Source organism: Bacteroides caccae, from assembly GCF_002222615.2.
Lineage (GTDB): Bacteria > Bacteroidota > Bacteroidia > Bacteroidales > Bacteroidaceae > Bacteroides > Bacteroides caccae.
On record NZ_CP022412.2, the window covers coordinates 1662393 to 1677907 of the forward strand.

Below are 15515 nucleotides of genomic sequence, written 5' to 3' on the forward strand. Positions count from 1 at the left end.
TGTAATGATGTGTAGTATGAAGAATTTTATATTGTTAGTTGCTTTATTCCTTGTTGCACCGTTTGCTCAAGGCAGTTCCCCTCAGCATCTGTTGGTCGGTGGTTCCGGCTGGAATAAGATTGCCATAATCAATAAAGACACAAAAGAAATAGTCTGGGAATATCCTCTGGAAAAAGGCTGGGAATGTAACTCGGTGGCAGCCACGAAAGCGGGAGAAATTCTTTTTTCCTACTCCAAAGGAGCAAAAATGATAACCCGTGACGGGCGGGAACTCTGGAATATCGCCGCACCCGCAGGATGTGAGATGCAGACGGCACGTATATTGCCGGACGGTAATGCATTAGTAGCTTGGTGCGGTCATCCGTCTACCATTCTGGAGGTAAATATGAAAGGAGAGGTCCTTTCTAAAACCGAGTTTGAAACAGGGATCGAACGTCCTCATGCACAATTCCGTCAAATAAACAAGAATAAGAAAGGCAATTATCTTGTGCCTTTATTTGCCACTTCGGAAGTGCGCGAAATTGCCCCTAATGGTCAACTGCTGAATAGTGTAAAGCTCTCCGGTACTCCTTTTTCCTCTGCTTTTCTGGACAACGGAGACTGTCTGGTTGCTTGTGGAGACGCTCATTGTTTCGTGCAACTGAATCTTGAATCGAACCGGATTGTTCGCCGGGTGAATGCCAATGACATAGAAGGTGTACAACTCTTTTTTGTAGCCCAACTCTTTCCTTTGCAGAATGGGGGACTTTATATCTGTAACTGGCAAGGGCACGACCGCGAAGCCGGTAAAGGGAAACACCCCCAGTTGGTCGAGATTGATTCGGAAGGCAAAGTGGTGTGGCAACTGAATGATAAAGTTAAATTCGGCATGATTTCTACTATTTGTCCGATTCGAGAATAGTGTCGGACCGTTTATTTTGTACATTTGCTGGGTGATATAAATCCTATTCTTCTAACGCAATGAAATGGCAACTCTGTAAATAGCTTCGCTTATATGGATGGTGAATAACGGAAAGAGCTGTTGTCCCCAACTGTCTGTGGCTTTACATAAGTCGCAGGGTGTTTTGTCAGTCTATATCGGAAACTATATAAAAGAAGTTATAATACAATGAATACGAAAGTATATCCTCGCACCAATGATTTTCAGACTATCTATCTGAATACAGTCATAAAGAATCCTGCCATTATTGTAGGCGATTACACTATATATAATGATTTTGTAAATGACCCGCTTGATTTTGAGAAGAACAACGTTCTATATCATTATCCTATTAACAAAGACCGGTTGATAATTGGTAAGTTCTGTTCTGTTGCTTGCGGAACCAAGTTCCTTTTTAACAGTGCGAACCATACCTTGCGTTCTTTATCCAATTATACATTCCCTCTTTTCTTTGGAGAATGGGGCTTAGATAAAGAAGATATCGCTTCGGCTTGGGACAACAAAGGTGATATAGTGATAGGTAATGATGTGTGGATCGGGTATGAAGCAGTTATCATGTCCGGAGTGCATGTTGGGGATGGAGCGGTCATAGCATCACGGGCAGTAGTTACGAAAGATGTGCCTCCTTATACGATAGTAGGAGGAACGCCTGCCAGGGAGATACGGAAACGTTTCGATACCGATACAATCACTCAATTGCAGGAATTGCAATGGTGGAATTGGAACATGGAAAAGATATCGAGATGCCTGCCTTGTATAATGGACGGGAAGATGGATGAATTGTTGGAATTTCGACCATGACTTGATTGAAACATGATATGTTTTTCGTTTCTTCATACGTCCGATAAGCTGATTAGTAATGGTCGGCTCTGCCTCTCTGGTATCGGGTAAAACATTGATAAATAACCTAATTTGAATCAAACATTTTTCCATATCGGTTCGTTTAATAAAAAACGAACTTAATATGTGTCAGGTATGAAATCTTTTATTTTAATGGTGATAGCCATGGTGTGTGTGGTTTCTTTGGAAGCACAGAATAAGTCTTTTTATGACTTCACTGTGAGAACAATTGACGGTAAGGAATTTCCTCTTTCATCTTTGAAAGGGAAGAAAGTGCTGGTAGTGAATGTAGCTTCCAAATGCGGACTGACTCCACAATATGCCAAGTTGCAGGAATTGTATGAGAAGTATAAGGATAAGAACTTTGTTATTATCGGCTTCCCTGCTAATAATTTTATGGGGCAGGAACCGGGAAGTAATGAGGAAATTGCCAAGTTCTGTTCATTGAACTATGATGTCACTTTTCCGATGATGTCCAAGATTTCTGTTAAGGGCAAAGATATGGCACCGCTTTATCAATGGCTGACAGAAAAGAAACTGAATGGGAAAGAGGATGCCCCGGTCCAGTGGAACTTTCAAAAGTTTATGATTGACGAGAACGGAAACTGGATTGGGTTCGTTGCCCCCAAAGAGAGTCCGTTCTCCGAGAAAATCCTTACTTGGATAGAGAAGAAATAAGGGATACTTTCTTCAACTCCTCTTCAAAGTTGGGAGTGAAAATGCCTTTGCCTAAGTTCTCTTTTATTTCTTTGACCGTCCAAAACCGTCCTCCGTCCAGTTCGTCGCTGGGGTGGATTTCACCGTCGTAAACTGTTTTATGAACAAATACGAGCTCTTTTTCACGTTCGGACTCAAACACATAATGAGTCAGAAGCTCAGGAGTAAAGTCCGTGATGCCTAACTCCTCACGGACTTCCCGCTTCAGAGCTATTTCTACACTTTCTCCTAAATCAATATGTCCGCCTACGGCTGTATCCCATTTCCCGGGCTGGATGTCTTTCCATTCGGGACGTTTTTGTAGATACAACTCTCCTTTGGTATTGAAGATGTGCAGGTGGACAACCGGATGAAGCAATCTGCTGCCGCTATGACATTCTCCACGAGTGGCGGCTCCGGTGATATTTCCCTGTTCATCGACAACGGGAAACATTTCTTGGTTATTATCACTTGGCATAATAGTCGCTATTATTTTCTTATCAGCAAGATTATATCGTAACTTACAATAGATATTTTTACGGTATTAATAAGGAAGAATCTCCATAACTCAGGAATCTGAAATCGTGGCTCAGGGCATAATCGTAAATCGTGCGCCAGTTCCCTTTCACGAAAGCGGAAACCAATAGAAGCAAGGTACTTTGCGGCTGGTGGAAATTAGTAACCATTGCTTTCACTATTTTATACTGATAACCGGGAGCTATGATGATCTGCGTACTGGTATGAAGTGCTTCAAGCCCGTTTCTGTCGAGATACCCCAATATCTTTTGTAGGGAAACAACCGGAGGAATCTGGTCGTACTTTTCGTATGGCTGCCATTGTCTGACGTGCAGTTCCTGTTCCGTAGCGTCCGGATGATCGGCCAATGTGACCCCTATATGATACAAGCTTTCGAGCGTGCGCACGGAAGTGGTGCCTACGGCAATGGCGCAACCGTCATGGTCGATCAATTTCTTGATTGTATTCCGGTTGACGGATATATATTCCGTGTGCATCTCGTGTCCTTCAATTTCCTCGCTTTTCACCGGCTTAAAAGTTCCTGCCCCTACGTGCAATGTCAGTTCCTCAAGGTCTATGCCTTTTTCCTGCAATGCTTCCAGTACTCGCGGGGTGAAATGCAATCCGGCAGTAGGTGCGGCTACCGAACCTTTTATTTTGGAGTAAACAGTCTGATATGTTTCCTTGTCGCTTTCCTCCGTATTCCGGTTCAGATAGGGTGGAATAGGAAGTTCTCCGAACACTTCGAGGATATCGGCGAAAGTTACTTCGGGGTTATTCCATGCGAAGTCTACCCAATGGCTGGTACCTTTGCATTCTCCTCTCGTTGCTGTCAGAGTAATAGGAAAGCCTTTGACGGTCATTTCCCGTTTCAGTGTCCCGTCCTTCCATTTCTTCAGATTGCCGATCATGCAGAGCCATGCGGCGTGTTCCGTTTGCTGGAAGTTCAGTACATAATCATTGGGCTGAATCGGTTCGAGACAGAATACCTCAATCAGTGCACCTGTTTCTTTGCGGAAGTGAAGGCGCGCCTGGATGACTTTTGTATTGTTGAATATCATTAGGCTTCCTTTCGGCAGATATTCCGGTAAGGAAGTGAAAATATCTTCGGTCACTTCACCGTGGCGATACACCAATAGTTTCGACTGGTCGCGAACGGGTAGCGGGAATTTGGCAATACGTTCATCCGGCAATGGATAGTTGTATTCGCTAATATGGATATGTTTCGGATTCTCTTTCATTGTTGCTTGGTATAATAAGTTCTATTTGTTGCTTGTCCCATATTTTTTAGCTTTCATCCTGGAATAAAAAGAAAGAGGTTAGATTTTACTCTAACCTCTTGAAGATCAATTCGTCGGGATGACAAGATTCGAACTTGCGACCACACGCCCCCCAGAGGTATTTTTATGATAATCCATTGGTTATATTACTTTTTATTAATTGTGTATGTAGCTGTAAATCAAAAGAGTATCTTTTATTGAGTTTTACTTATTTTGATTACATGTGTTCCAAATGTGTTCCACTAAACAAAGAGCTATATACACGTTATTTTAGTTTGGGCACAAAGATAATGAATAAAATTGTTTTCTGAACCGATTCGTTTGTCTAAATGTCGAGGTATTATTAGAGGATAAACCTTGAACTTTTCTATCTAAATGCTTTAGATATTTTTAACTTTAATGGTGCTAGCTTGATTATCAATCTATTATCGTTTTGTGACGTATGAAAAATAAGAATCTCTGTTTTTTTTATCGTATTGCTAATATAGAGGAGTAAATGCTCCTCATAACGATATAAAAGATATTGAGCATGATAAGTTTTATAAAAAGGAATGATGTTGCTAATGCACAAGGATTATATGCTGTTCGTCTAAGAATATGCAAGGAACGGCAACGCAGATATTTTTCCTTAAACATATTTGCGGATAGTGGATACTGGGATGAGGAAAACGAATGTTTCCGTATTCTTAAAAATGTAAGAGATAAAAAGCAGAAAGAAGAAAACGAAAAACGCAAGCAGTATAATTATTTACTGAATAGATATAGGTTGCAAGCACAAGAAATAATAGAAGGCTTTCGGAGAGAACGCATAGATTGGACTTTAAATCAATTTGCAGACGCTTTCTTGAATAAATCGAAGCAAGGGAAGATAAAAGCTTATATGGAGAACCATATCAATACTTTACGTGAAACGGGGCATATTGGTAATGCTAATTGTTATGCTGCAACTTTAAATATGCTTGAACATTATGATAGTAGATTGGAGCAAAAGGTATTTTCAGAGATTGATATAAAGTTTGTAAATGGATTCGATATTTTCCTTCAAAAGAGAGGATGTAAAGGAAATACAAGAAAGTACTATTTTAAAGCATTGCGCAGCATTTTAAATAAGGCTATCCAAGAAAAAGAAGCAACGGAGAAAACTTATCCTTTTGGTAAAGGTGGTTTTCAAATAGCAAAACTGGATGAAGAAACAGAAAAGCGTTATCTTCCTTTAGAATATTGGAAAAAAATAAGAAATACTGTCTCGGAAAAGCCACAACGAGAGTACGCTCGCAAACTATTTCTGTTGTCATTTTATTGCTATGGAATATCATTTATTGATATGGCATATTTGACAAGAAGCAATATTGTAAAGTTCAATGGTGGAGAGTATATTGTCTACAAACGCCATAAAATACAACATCAAAAAGGGGTGAAACCTATTAAGATTAAAATAACGAAAGAAATTGAGCGTTTATTAGATAGCCTTAAAGAGAGTAGCCCTACAGTGGATGATTTTATTGTACCAATAGTTTCTATTAGTGGTTATACCGGAGAAAAACTATATAATCACATCCGTTACAGGTATAAAAAATATAATGATTATTTGGCAGAGTTAGCAAAGGAACTGCAAATAACTGATATGAAATTGACAACATATGTAAGTCGGCATACTATGGCGATGATGTTGCAACGCAATGATGTTTCCCGTGAACATATTTCCCAAATGTTGGGACATGCAGATATGAAAACTACCAATACTTATTTAGATAGCTTTGATACAACTGTAATAGATGAGGCTGCAAAGGTTTTATATGACGTGTAATTTTGAGATAGCGTTTCTGTGGGTATTCGTAGTTTATTAAACCTAAGTAGAATTTAAACTAAAATATAAAATAGGCTTTTAGAGAAAAGACTTATTTAAAATCAAAATGTTTATGGCTTTATTCCGATTCTTAAAGAACGGATGAATATAAGTTACTTGATAATTCCTCTTAAAAACATCCAACGAAACAAGCTGAAATATGTGATGTTTCTCTTAAAAAAAGGTGTATAAAAGGATATGCTTTGTTATGTACATGATTTTCTTTTTAATTTATTTGTAATTACCTGAATATTAGTGTTATAGTATTGCTGAACTTTTTGTTGAATGGATTCGTTTAATAGTTGAGCTAAATTGCTGTTTTAGAATTCTAATTATAGCGAAAAAAAATGATTATGAAAAACGAATTTATTTGCAATGACGTGTTGGTTGTGCATTTAACAGTTAGTCAAATAAAGGCTATCATTGAAAGTGCACTTAAAGAAGCAACATTATCGAAGAACGTTCAAACTGAAATGCTGACCATTCAAGAGGTTTCAGAGTTGACAGGTTATAAACGAGCTACTATTTATAAGCTTACTTGTGAGCGGAAAATACCTTTTCATAAGCCAGCGCACGGTGGACGGAGAATTTTCTTTAAACGGGAGGAAATCAATAAATGGTTAGAATCTGATTGCATTGAAACTTTTGAAGAATCTTTTAAAAAAAGAGAGAAGAAAGAAATTAATTTTAAACCAAGAAAAAATGATTAACATGAAAACAATAATTAGTAAAGAAAACATGGAGAGAGAAACTTTTGTTTTTTATCGCTCATATTTTGATGCGATAGAACTGTTAAGTAAGAAAAACAGGTTGTTAGCGTATGAAGCGATTGCAAAATATGCTCTTACTCAAGAAGAAATACAGGATTTACCACCACAAGTAGCGATTATCTTGAAAATGGCTAAGCCTAATATTGATGCGACTATTCGAAATTACAATCGAAGAGTTAAGAGTAAGAGACAAAAAAAGATATCTGATTTTGAGGATAAGCTTAATGAAGAGGTACAATTACCAAGAAAAAAAAGTTCCTCAATTATAGACGATAGCTTTGAAGATAATGATGAAAATACGCTCTATTTAGAATAAATCTTGTTCCGTTTTGGAATAGAAAACACGTTTAATCCATTAATAATTAATCATATGGATATGATGAAAAACGTCCTTAATAAGAATGACAATTCTAATAAGGAAAAGAAAAAAAATAAAAATAAAAAGAAAGAGGAAAGTTGCATAATCTTTACTTCTCCTTTTGAAGAACCAATAGTATCTTTATTTGAGAACTTTTATAGTAAAGAACCAATTAGGGAAGTGAAGCTAAGTAGCTTTTTGCATACTCGTAAATTTAAAGAAAAGGTCGAGTTGTATAGAACTAATACCGATGAAAAAATAAGGAAAAAGATAAAAGAAAGTATTGAATGTGTCACGCCAAGTGGCACATTCAATCAAAGGCGAGAGTCTGCCCTTATTAAACATACTAACTTATTATGTATTGATATTGATTCTAAAGATAATCGAATGGTTGATTTACCTGAATGTAAAGCTATATTGGGAGAATACTTTAATAGTTTATATTATGCCGGAGTGTCAATTGGTGGAGACGGAATATTTCTGATTTTTAGAATATCACACTCGGAATTTCATAAACAGCATTTTGCGGCTCTTGAATTGTTTCTGAATAAGGTGTTTAATTTGCAAATAGACAAAGGTGTAAAAAGCCCTGTTAGTTTGCGAGTAGGAAGTTATGACGCAGAGCCTTATTATAATCCAAATCCCATTCCATTTACACATATGCTGGAAATAGATAAGTGGGCAAATGATATGATAAGACCGGTAACAGAAAGGAATGAAACCCGTGCCCGCATTGAAAAAGCTATCTCGTTTATTGTAGAAAATGGAGTTGATATTACTTCCCAATATAAAGATTGGTTTAAGGTAGGGTGTGCATTAGCGTCTGAGTATGGAGAAAATGGACGACATTGGTTTCATTTGGTTAGTCGTATGTATAAAGGATATTATGGGTACGATGAAGGTGAGTGTGATTATCAATATAATAAATGTCTGAAATACCAAAGAAATGAGGGAGGAATTAAAATTGGAACATTTTTTTATTTATGTGAATGTAATGGAGTAAAATATAGGTAATTGTGTTGAGTTACAATCTCGATAATATCTAGAATAGTTAAATAATGATAATGAAGTAAAGGGGGTAACCTTGCAAATTAATTAAGATGATTTACTTAAATTATTTATAATCAATATTTAACGAGGATTGGAAGATAAAAATTAGAAAAGAGAAGAGTGAAAAAGTGTTTTTCTTCTTCTCTTTTCTAATTTTTATTATCGTATTAATAATATAACCCAGAGCAAAGAAAACAATATTCTTTAATCGGAATGTTATTTTAAGTAACTTTACTATCTTTGCAAAGTCACAAATAGTGGCAAATGTAATAGTGAAAGTGTTTCGCTTTTATCCTGTGTAGGAAATCTGACAGTTTCAAAAAAGCAGGGATAAGCAATGACATTCATCACTTGGGTAGCGTATGTTCAAAAGACATATACTAAACAGGTGTGGAGTATTGTTTATTTGCTTTTGGGTTTTGTCAGAACCTCCTACACAATAAACGAATGGCTCCACACTTTCTTTTTGTCTAATCCTGTCATTAAAGGAGTCGAATGACGCAACTTTACTAATTACTATGAATGGATTAGATTTTATTAAATCGAAACAACAGAGTTGGGCAAAAAGAAAAAACTTCAATCTACTAGGAGGTACAATTCCCAACAAAGGAGAGAAAAACTATTTGTATAGTTTAGCAGATAATTTGTTTGAGCCGTTGTCTAAGGAGAATTTAGATTCTTATAATTCGGGTGACGGGAACGAAACAAAAGATTCTAAAACACGATTGGCAAAAATGAAAGCACTTCATTCATCTTCTGCGATTGTGGTTAATCTGTTCCAGTATTGGCAGGGAAAAGATGTTTGCCCGATTCTAAATGCATGCAAATTGACTTCAAGAACTACTAAGGTAGGCTATCTGATTAAGAATGTCGGTTCTGTTTCTTCTGAAAAAATTCCCATAATTCCTTCTCCACTCAATTACGAAATTAAATTTGAGGAGCAGTTTGAGATAAGTGGAGATAAATCTCAATTCCCACATTCACCCAATATTGATGTTGTGATTTATACTCCACTGTCTACTATTGGTATTGAGTCTAAATTTACAGAACCATATAGCAGTAGAAAACATGGAGGACTCAAACAAAAGTATGTTGAAAATCTCTCTTTTTGGAACGGATTGCCTAATCTGTATGAATTAGCAAAAGAAATTTCTCCTGATGATACTAAGTTCCAGTATTTAGATGCGGCACAATTAATAAAACACATATTGGGACTGAAAAAGAATAGTGACGAGTATAATTCAAATCTTGTTCAAAAGCATCATTTTGAAGAAGGTAAAAGGAATTTGATACTCAAACGCAATTTTCATCTCTTATATCTTTGGTACGATGCGATAGGAAAAGAGGGGAGTGAGCATAGAAAAGAGATAGAACAATTTGCAGAAATTGCTAAAAAGGACAATATAAAGTTTAGTCATATAACCTATCAAGAAGTAATTATAAACCTATCAAAAGAGTTCTATGATGAAAATGAAACGTATTGTAATTATCTAACAGATAGGTATTTGTAACCAAATGAAATAGGAGAGTGTGTAATGAAAACTCATAACATTATTTTATTAATTCTTTTATTTGTATGCACTAACGTACTAACTTCTGTATTATTAGCGCAAGATAAAGAAGTAAATATGGTGTCTAAAAAAGCAAAACTCAAGACGATAAAGTATAAGAAATATAATTATACGGCTGTTGGGTATGTCTATAAAGACCGGTTCGTTGAAGGGCAAAAATTGAGTTTTATCAAGACTCAGACTGGCGATACTATAATTAGTGGAATCTATTCAATAAATTATGGTTACCCATGCATAAAAGGAAATTATAAAGGTTTTGTGCGTATGAATAATGAAGTAACAAGCGGACTGTTTATCATTAGTAATAGTATTAAAACAAATCAGTTAATACCTGTTAGAAAAAATGTTGGTAAATTAAAGATAAGGACATTGGATATTTTAGAACATAAGGATACGTATGCAGAGAAATATCCTCTTGTTTTTCGAAAAACATCTACTAACCGTTATGAGCTAAAAATATTGTTTGATGATAAAACTTTGGAAGTGGTAATTAGTCCAGATACTATAAAGAAATATGGTTTTTATGCATTTGATACTTTTATTGAAAATTCTAAGAATGTGAATCTTCTTTATAAGAATGGGGATATTTATACTGGTATAGTGGAGAAGGGTGATGTGACTGGTTCTATTTATGATATTTATTTTAATAAAAGAATTTATGTTCCTTCTAAAGGAGTAACAAAATTTGCCAATGGCGAAATTTTAAATGGAGATTGGTTAAAATCTTATGATTTTACAGAGAAAGATTGGAGGAAAATTTATGCAAAAAGTAAGACTCTGACAGAAATTCGTGATAACGTTTATCGAAAAAAAAGCGAACTAGATAAGTTGAAAATAGCTGAGGAACGAAAACGATTGGAAGAGCAGAGGATTAGAGAGCGTAAAAGGCAAGAAATGCTGAAAGCCAAAGAACGTGAAAGGCAAGAAAAGTTAAGAGAGGAAAGAATGTATAGACTGAGGTGTATTTCTAGGTATGGCGAATATTATGGAAATTTGATTCTAAAGAAGGAGTTTGCATTAGGTATGAATAAAGAAATGGTTAGAGAACTTCTTGGAGAAGCGGAAAAATTTTATAAAAAAAGTATTTCAACATTTCGCGGACATACGATAGAATCATGGGTGTTTGATACAAGTTTGGTTGCCCAAGGTATGAGTTTTGGAGGACTTTTAGGAGCACTCAGCTATTATAGTGGTATAGAATTAGAACGAAAATGTCCAACGCTGGTATTTACAGATGATAAGATAACCTCTATTTACAGATGATTTAGTTATTAGGCATATCTCTTGCATTTGTAATATTGATTTGCTTATTGAGGGTTGCTTGTGGCATTTTTCGAATGAATAATGTTTATTGTAAAAACATGTATGTATAAAATTTTCCAAATGTATGATTGTTACCCAAATTAATACACCATTCAGAAAGTTTTTAGAAGGCTTGAAAATACCGTCTGTCCCCCTTATGAAAGGGGGAGCTATTTTTAGTCCGGATGAAATAGACTATCTTGCAAGATTTTCGATTCCGTCAGTTCATGAATTTACACAAGAAAATGAGTCTGACAGAGAATTTTATGAGATGTTTGTCAAATGGTTGCACGAAGAAGCACCAATTTATGGTTATGTTGATACGTATATGGTTGTTTATTTACGCTATGGGCAAAAACTAAGTAACGATGAGTTTGAGTATTTGCAACGGAATATTCCAGAGTGTTTTGAGAAAGGACATGTATGGCTTTATGAAATAAACTATCGTAGGCGTTTTCGTTTGCGCATTCAATTGATTCGTTGTTTGAAAAAAGATTTTCAAAGGATCATTCGAAAGGATATTTATAGAGAATAATCGCATAACCGATGAAGGTAGACTTTATTTTATCTTTTAGATAAGGCATTTATTAATAACTAAAAAATGAGTTAATATGAAAACTTTCAATAATTCCTATCGGAAAAAAGGCTCTATTGCTTTAGTAATTGTGCTATCCACTGTTGCGGTGTTTCTTCTTGCTAGAGCTTATGTTTTGAGGAAACATCACTCTACTCTTGATTATTTTAACAATGTCAAGTATGTTTCAACGTTTGATTGTCCGGATAATATTGAGTTTGACAAACTGAAGCAATGGTTTTGCCCCGATACTGTAGATTGGGATAATTACGATAAGAATTACCCATGTTATGTTTCAGACATCAAGTATCATGGTCAAAAGTCTGTTAGTTATAGTAAGTCTAAGTTGACAAATGCCGTACAATTAGATGCTTGGCTCCAATTTAGAACAGTAAGTATGGTTGAATACAATTGCTTCAAAGTGAGAGCGAACCTACATGAGTATGTGTATGGTGAATTGAAAACAACATTGTTGGAAATTAATACTGTAGATTGGAATGTGACACATGAACGTACTGAACGTTTTCAAGACTTAGTAATAAAAGATTTTCCTCTTAAAGAGGTAATAGGATATGTATATAATGGCTACAAGCAGCCTGGCTTATACTTCTTTTTTGATATTGATGATGAAAACATATTGCTTTATTACTATAAAGACATCGAATCTTTTATATTTTCGAACATAGGCAAATTATATTTGAATGACGAGCATCTCAAATCAGACTTTGGAGAATGGTTAGCATGTCTGCCGCTTGAAAATGTTGACCGTAAGTGGAAACGATTGCTTACAATCATTAGTTCGGAGATTGGTAATAGTCAATTTTATAAGATGAAAATTAAAAAGAGTGACTTCTTAAAATACTGCTATTGATTTTAATCATACTATAAACTAGCAGACAATACTAATATGGTCTAATAATTATTGCCACCTTTATTCATACTTATTCTAGTATAGTGTTCCAAATGTGTTCCACTAAAAAATAAATCAGCCACTTACTTAGTTGTAAATGGCTGATTTCCAGTAGTCGGGATGACAAGATTCGAACTTGCGACCACACGCCCCCCAGACGCGTACTCTACCGGGCTGAGCTACATCCCGAATTGCGGTTGCAAAAGTACTGATTAATTTTTAAATAGCAAATAATTTGCTTGATTTTTGTTTTATCAATTCACTTGAATAAGGTTTCTAACTGTTATAGAGCTAAAAGAATGAGGCTCGGTGAAGATAGGGATGACAAAGTATTGCGCAGCTTCTTCAGACTTGCCGTAAACCAATTGTTGGACATTAGGAGAAAAGTTCCTCTCCATTCATAGTAAACTTCCAATTATCAAGAAACAAAGTTGTTTTTCATTAATTGCAATCTATAAATGCAAGTTCCGTTTATAGTTTGTTCCAGTGCACAATCAGTTTAGTATCAATTAATGGCAAGTTTACTGTCAATCAGAAAGAAATTTGTTGTTAATAGATGAGTTGCTATATACCTGTTCTCATACGTGCGGCATTAGCTATTTCTTTGTTTTTGAATGCCATAAAAAACTTTTCTGTTTATAATAAATCTAAATACAGACTGGGGTAAAGAACTAAGGGAGGGGCGTTTTGTTTATAAAATAATGCAAATAATTAGTATGTAATTTCCTCTGTATAATACTTTATTTCCTTTTTTAACGAATGGTAAATTTGGATATTATACATTTGTGGAAAGTCTTTAAGAGAGAGGTGATAAATGCAAAACAACAAAAACAAAGAAACGTTAGAGATATATGTCTTAGGTGACGATTTCAAGTATTATGAGAATCTGAAGTATCTTCCTTTAACTTCTTATCCTTCTAATATTCAATCAGCTTTGATTGTATATAGTTTGAGAGGAACGGCTAAAATCAGTGTGCACGAAGACGTGCATTGGATACAACCTGATGAGTTAATCATATTGTTGCCCGGACAATTTGTTTCATTCAGTGAACCTAGTGAGGACTTTTTAACTGTCACAATGGTAATATCTTCCTCTATGTTCGGCGATGCCCTAAGTGGTGTACCGCGCTTTTCTCCGCATTTCTTTTTCTATATGCGGAGCCATTATTATTATCCTCAGAATGAACGTGATGTTCTGCGGATATATAACTATTTGGGAATGATAAAAGATAAGGTGATGTCTACTGACGCGTACAGGAGGGAATTGATTATTCATTTACTGAGGTATCTGTATCTCGAACTGTTCAATGCTTACGAGAAAGAATCGATGTTGGTGAATACCCGTAAGGATACCCGTAAAGAGGAATTGGCAAATAAATTCTTCAGCCTTATCATGAAGCACTTCAAAGAGAATAAGGATGTGGCCTTTTATGCGGACAAATTATGTATCACTTCCAAATACCTGACCATGGTAATCAAGGAAACGAGCGGAAAGTCTGCTAAAGACTGGATTGTTGAATATATTATACTGGAGATAAAGGCTCTGTTGAAAAACACGAGTCTGAATATTCAGGAAATTGCAATTAGGACGAACTTTGCTAATCAATCGTCGCTTGGACGTTTTTTTAGAAAACATACGGGGATGTCATTGTCCCAGTATCGAATGAGTCATTTGGATTGAGAAAGTGGGGATGATTGCGATGCAATTATCAATATATATGGGAGAATAAGGGAATCAAGAAAGGGGAGTGGTGTTGAAGCCATTCCCCTTATATTTTTATTTTTGTCCGGACTGGGTCAGATTCCCATGCATTCACGGTAGAAGTCCAGCATTTCGAAAATTGTATCTTTGTCGGCGATCTGATTGATACGGATGTCTCCGATATCTTTCAGCAGTGTGAAGTTGATGGTGCCGGAAGTGTTCTTCTTGTCATGTGTCATAAACGCGTATAGTTGCTCGTACTTCTTGCAGTCGAATGTGAATACGCCATAGTTGTCCTTGATAAATTGGATCGTCTGACGCATCTTCTCTTTTGGGAAACCTACTTTGAGATGGGATAGATACAGTTCGCAGACAATTCCCCAAGCTACTGCATATCCGTGGAGTACGGGACGGTTTTCTGCCAGTGCCATACTTTCGAATGCGTGTCCTACCGTATGTCCCAAGTTCAAGGCCTTGCGGATTCCATGTTCAAACGGGTCCTGCTCTACGATGTCTTCTTTCACTTGCACCGACCGGCCGACCAGTTGCTTGAGGGCAGTATAATCAATGTCCGAGGTATTGAAATTCAGTAATTCGGCCCAATGTGCTGTATTGCTGATTAGTCCGTGTTTCAACATTTCTGCATATCCGGAGAAGAAATTATGTGCATCCAGCGTCCGTAAGAATTCTGTTTCGATTAATACGCTGTTTGCCGGGGCAAATGAGCCGATTTCGTTTTTCAGTCCGTTGAAGTTGATTCCTGTCTTACCACCGACAGAGGCGTCTACCATTGCCAGTAAAGTTGTCGGTATATTGATGTATGCAATACCGCGTTTGAAAGTGGCGGCGGCAAAACCTCCCAAATCGGTTACCATTCCTCCACCAAGGTTGATGAGCAATGAGTGGCGTGTAGCTCCCTGGGTACTTAGTGACATCCATACGGAAGCCAGTGTCTCTAGTGTCTTATGCACGTCTTCGGCTCCGATGCAGATTTCAATCGCATCTTTCAATGCGGGGAGTTCCTTCAAGGCAGGCAGGCAGAGACGCCGGGTATGCTCGTCTGTGAGGATGAATAATTTGTCATGCGGACACTGTTCTATGGCGCGGCTAAGGCTTGTTTCCAAGCTTTCGCAGAGAATAACTTCTTGTTTACTCATGAT

At 36.5% G+C, this 15515-nt stretch carries 15 protein-coding genes and 1 tRNA gene; 12 read left to right on the forward strand and 4 right to left on the reverse strand.

Translation table 11 applies throughout. The annotated features are described in order from the left end of the window. The first annotated feature begins 16 nt into the window (after positions 1 to 16). The 3 genes from CGC64_RS06620 to CGC64_RS06630 all read left to right on the forward strand — a co-directional run bounded on the left by CGC64_RS06620 (position 17) and on the right by CGC64_RS06630 (position 2458). On the forward strand, positions 17 to 901 hold the full coding sequence (locus CGC64_RS06620; protein WP_005677119.1) for a beta-propeller domain-containing protein: 885 nt from the start codon (positions 17 to 19) through the stop codon (positions 899 to 901). A 207-nt stretch (positions 902 to 1108) separates the two neighbouring features. Continuing rightward, a complete protein-coding gene (locus tag CGC64_RS06625) occupies positions 1109 to 1741 on the forward strand; it encodes a CatB-related O-acetyltransferase (protein ID WP_005677120.1) in 633 nt (210 codons plus the stop codon). A 174-nt stretch (positions 1742 to 1915) separates the two neighbouring features. Beyond that, positions 1916 to 2458 carry a glutathione peroxidase gene (locus CGC64_RS06630; protein WP_005677121.1) on the forward strand — a complete coding sequence of 181 codons (543 nt, stop codon included), beginning with the start codon at positions 1916 to 1918 and terminating at the stop codon, positions 2456 to 2458. Here CGC64_RS06630 and CGC64_RS06635 read toward each other — a convergent pair. Continuing rightward, positions 2436 to 2954 (reverse strand): NUDIX hydrolase, encoded by a 519-nt coding sequence (locus CGC64_RS06635; protein ID WP_005677122.1) that lies wholly within the window; start codon positions 2952 to 2954, stop codon positions 2436 to 2438. The genes CGC64_RS06630 and CGC64_RS06635 overlap by 23 nt on opposite strands. Positions 2955 to 3012: 58 nt before the next feature. Continuing rightward, positions 3013 to 4233: an S-adenosylmethionine:tRNA ribosyltransferase-isomerase gene (locus CGC64_RS06640; protein ID WP_005677123.1), complete on the reverse strand. Its 1221-nt coding sequence runs from the start codon at positions 4231 to 4233 to the stop codon at positions 3013 to 3015. A gap of 568 nt (positions 4234 to 4801) precedes the next feature. Here CGC64_RS06640 and CGC64_RS06645 point away from each other — a divergent pair. From CGC64_RS06645 to CGC64_RS06680, 8 genes are all read left to right on the forward strand, one after another. After that, positions 4802 to 6079 carry a site-specific integrase gene (locus CGC64_RS06645; protein WP_032855110.1) on the forward strand — a complete coding sequence of 426 codons (1278 nt, stop codon included), beginning with the start codon at positions 4802 to 4804 and terminating at the stop codon, positions 6077 to 6079. 392 nt (positions 6080 to 6471) lie between these two features. Continuing rightward, entirely contained in the window at positions 6472 to 6828 is a 357-nt protein-coding gene (locus CGC64_RS06650) for a helix-turn-helix transcriptional regulator (protein WP_032855130.1), read from the forward strand. Position 6829: 1 nt separating this feature from the next. Next, a complete protein-coding gene (locus CGC64_RS06655; RefSeq protein WP_146109164.1) occupies positions 6830 to 7204 on the forward strand; it encodes a DUF6291 domain-containing protein in 375 nt (124 codons plus the stop codon). Positions 7205 to 7258: 54 nt separating this feature from the next. Then, the gene (locus CGC64_RS06660) at positions 7259 to 8260 is read left to right on the forward strand and encodes a PriCT-2 domain-containing protein (RefSeq protein WP_005677127.1); all 1002 of its coding nucleotides are present in this window, start codon (positions 7259 to 7261) and stop codon (positions 8258 to 8260) included. Between the two features lie 554 nt (positions 8261 to 8814). Then, a complete protein-coding gene (locus tag CGC64_RS06665; protein ID WP_005677129.1) occupies positions 8815 to 9807 on the forward strand; it encodes a PGN_0703 family putative restriction endonuclease in 993 nt (330 codons plus the stop codon). A gap of 24 nt (positions 9808 to 9831) precedes the next feature. Next, positions 9832 to 11130 (forward strand): hypothetical protein, encoded by a 1299-nt coding sequence (locus tag CGC64_RS06670; RefSeq protein WP_005677130.1) that lies wholly within the window; start codon positions 9832 to 9834, stop codon positions 11128 to 11130. Between the two features lie 124 nt (positions 11131 to 11254). After that, the gene (locus CGC64_RS06675; protein WP_005677131.1) at positions 11255 to 11704 is read left to right on the forward strand and encodes a hypothetical protein; all 450 of its coding nucleotides are present in this window, start codon (positions 11255 to 11257) and stop codon (positions 11702 to 11704) included. A gap of 76 nt (positions 11705 to 11780) precedes the next feature. Next, positions 11781 to 12614 (forward strand): hypothetical protein, encoded by an 834-nt coding sequence (locus tag CGC64_RS06680; protein WP_005677132.1) that lies wholly within the window; start codon positions 11781 to 11783, stop codon positions 12612 to 12614. Between the two features lie 154 nt (positions 12615 to 12768). Here CGC64_RS06680 and CGC64_RS06685 read toward each other — a convergent pair. Further along, positions 12769 to 12842: transfer RNA gene (locus CGC64_RS06685), tRNA-Pro, on the reverse strand. Positions 12843 to 13467: 625 nt separating this feature from the next. Here CGC64_RS06685 and CGC64_RS06690 point away from each other — a divergent pair. Beyond that, entirely contained in the window at positions 13468 to 14334 is an 867-nt protein-coding gene (locus tag CGC64_RS06690; protein ID WP_005677134.1) for a helix-turn-helix domain-containing protein, read from the forward strand. Positions 14335 to 14450: 116 nt separating this feature from the next. Here the strand turns inward: CGC64_RS06690 and aroB are convergent, their stop codons facing one another. Further along, complete coding sequence (aroB, locus tag CGC64_RS06695) at positions 14451 to 15512, reverse strand: 3-dehydroquinate synthase (protein WP_005677135.1); 1062 nt, start codon at positions 15510 to 15512, stop codon at positions 14451 to 14453. Between the last annotated feature and the right edge of the window lie 3 nt (positions 15513 to 15515).

What these genes read in the sequence shown, in the direction of transcription:
- CGC64_RS06620 (WP_005677119.1), top strand. Translation starts at nt 17, where the DNA reads ATGAAGAATTTTATATTGTTAGTTGCTTTATTCCTTGTTGCACCGTTT.
- CGC64_RS06625 (WP_005677120.1), top strand. Translation starts at nt 1,109, where the DNA reads ATGAATACGAAAGTATATCCTCGCACCAATGATTTTCAGACTATCTAT.
- CGC64_RS06630 (WP_005677121.1), top strand. Translation starts at nt 1,916, where the DNA reads ATGAAATCTTTTATTTTAATGGTGATAGCCATGGTGTGTGTGGTTTCT.
- CGC64_RS06635 (WP_005677122.1), bottom strand. Translation starts at nt 2,954, where the DNA reads ATGCCAAGTGATAATAACCAAGAAATGTTTCCCGTTGTCGATGAACAG.
- CGC64_RS06640 (WP_005677123.1), bottom strand. Translation starts at nt 4,233, where the DNA reads ATGAAAGAGAATCCGAAACATATCCATATTAGCGAATACAACTATCCA.
- CGC64_RS06645 (WP_032855110.1), top strand. Translation starts at nt 4,802, where the DNA reads ATGATAAGTTTTATAAAAAGGAATGATGTTGCTAATGCACAAGGATTA.
- CGC64_RS06650 (WP_032855130.1), top strand. Translation starts at nt 6,472, where the DNA reads ATGAAAAACGAATTTATTTGCAATGACGTGTTGGTTGTGCATTTAACA.
- CGC64_RS06655 (WP_146109164.1), top strand. Translation starts at nt 6,830, where the DNA reads ATGAAAACAATAATTAGTAAAGAAAACATGGAGAGAGAAACTTTTGTT.
- CGC64_RS06660 (WP_005677127.1), top strand. Translation starts at nt 7,259, where the DNA reads ATGGATATGATGAAAAACGTCCTTAATAAGAATGACAATTCTAATAAG.
- CGC64_RS06665 (WP_005677129.1), top strand. Translation starts at nt 8,815, where the DNA reads ATGAATGGATTAGATTTTATTAAATCGAAACAACAGAGTTGGGCAAAA.
- CGC64_RS06670 (WP_005677130.1), top strand. Translation starts at nt 9,832, where the DNA reads ATGAAAACTCATAACATTATTTTATTAATTCTTTTATTTGTATGCACT.
- CGC64_RS06675 (WP_005677131.1), top strand. Translation starts at nt 11,255, where the DNA reads ATGATTGTTACCCAAATTAATACACCATTCAGAAAGTTTTTAGAAGGC.
- CGC64_RS06680 (WP_005677132.1), top strand. Translation starts at nt 11,781, where the DNA reads ATGAAAACTTTCAATAATTCCTATCGGAAAAAAGGCTCTATTGCTTTA.
- CGC64_RS06690 (WP_005677134.1), top strand. Translation starts at nt 13,468, where the DNA reads ATGCAAAACAACAAAAACAAAGAAACGTTAGAGATATATGTCTTAGGT.
- aroB (WP_005677135.1), bottom strand. Translation starts at nt 15,512, where the DNA reads ATGAGTAAACAAGAAGTTATTCTCTGCGAAAGCTTGGAAACAAGCCTT.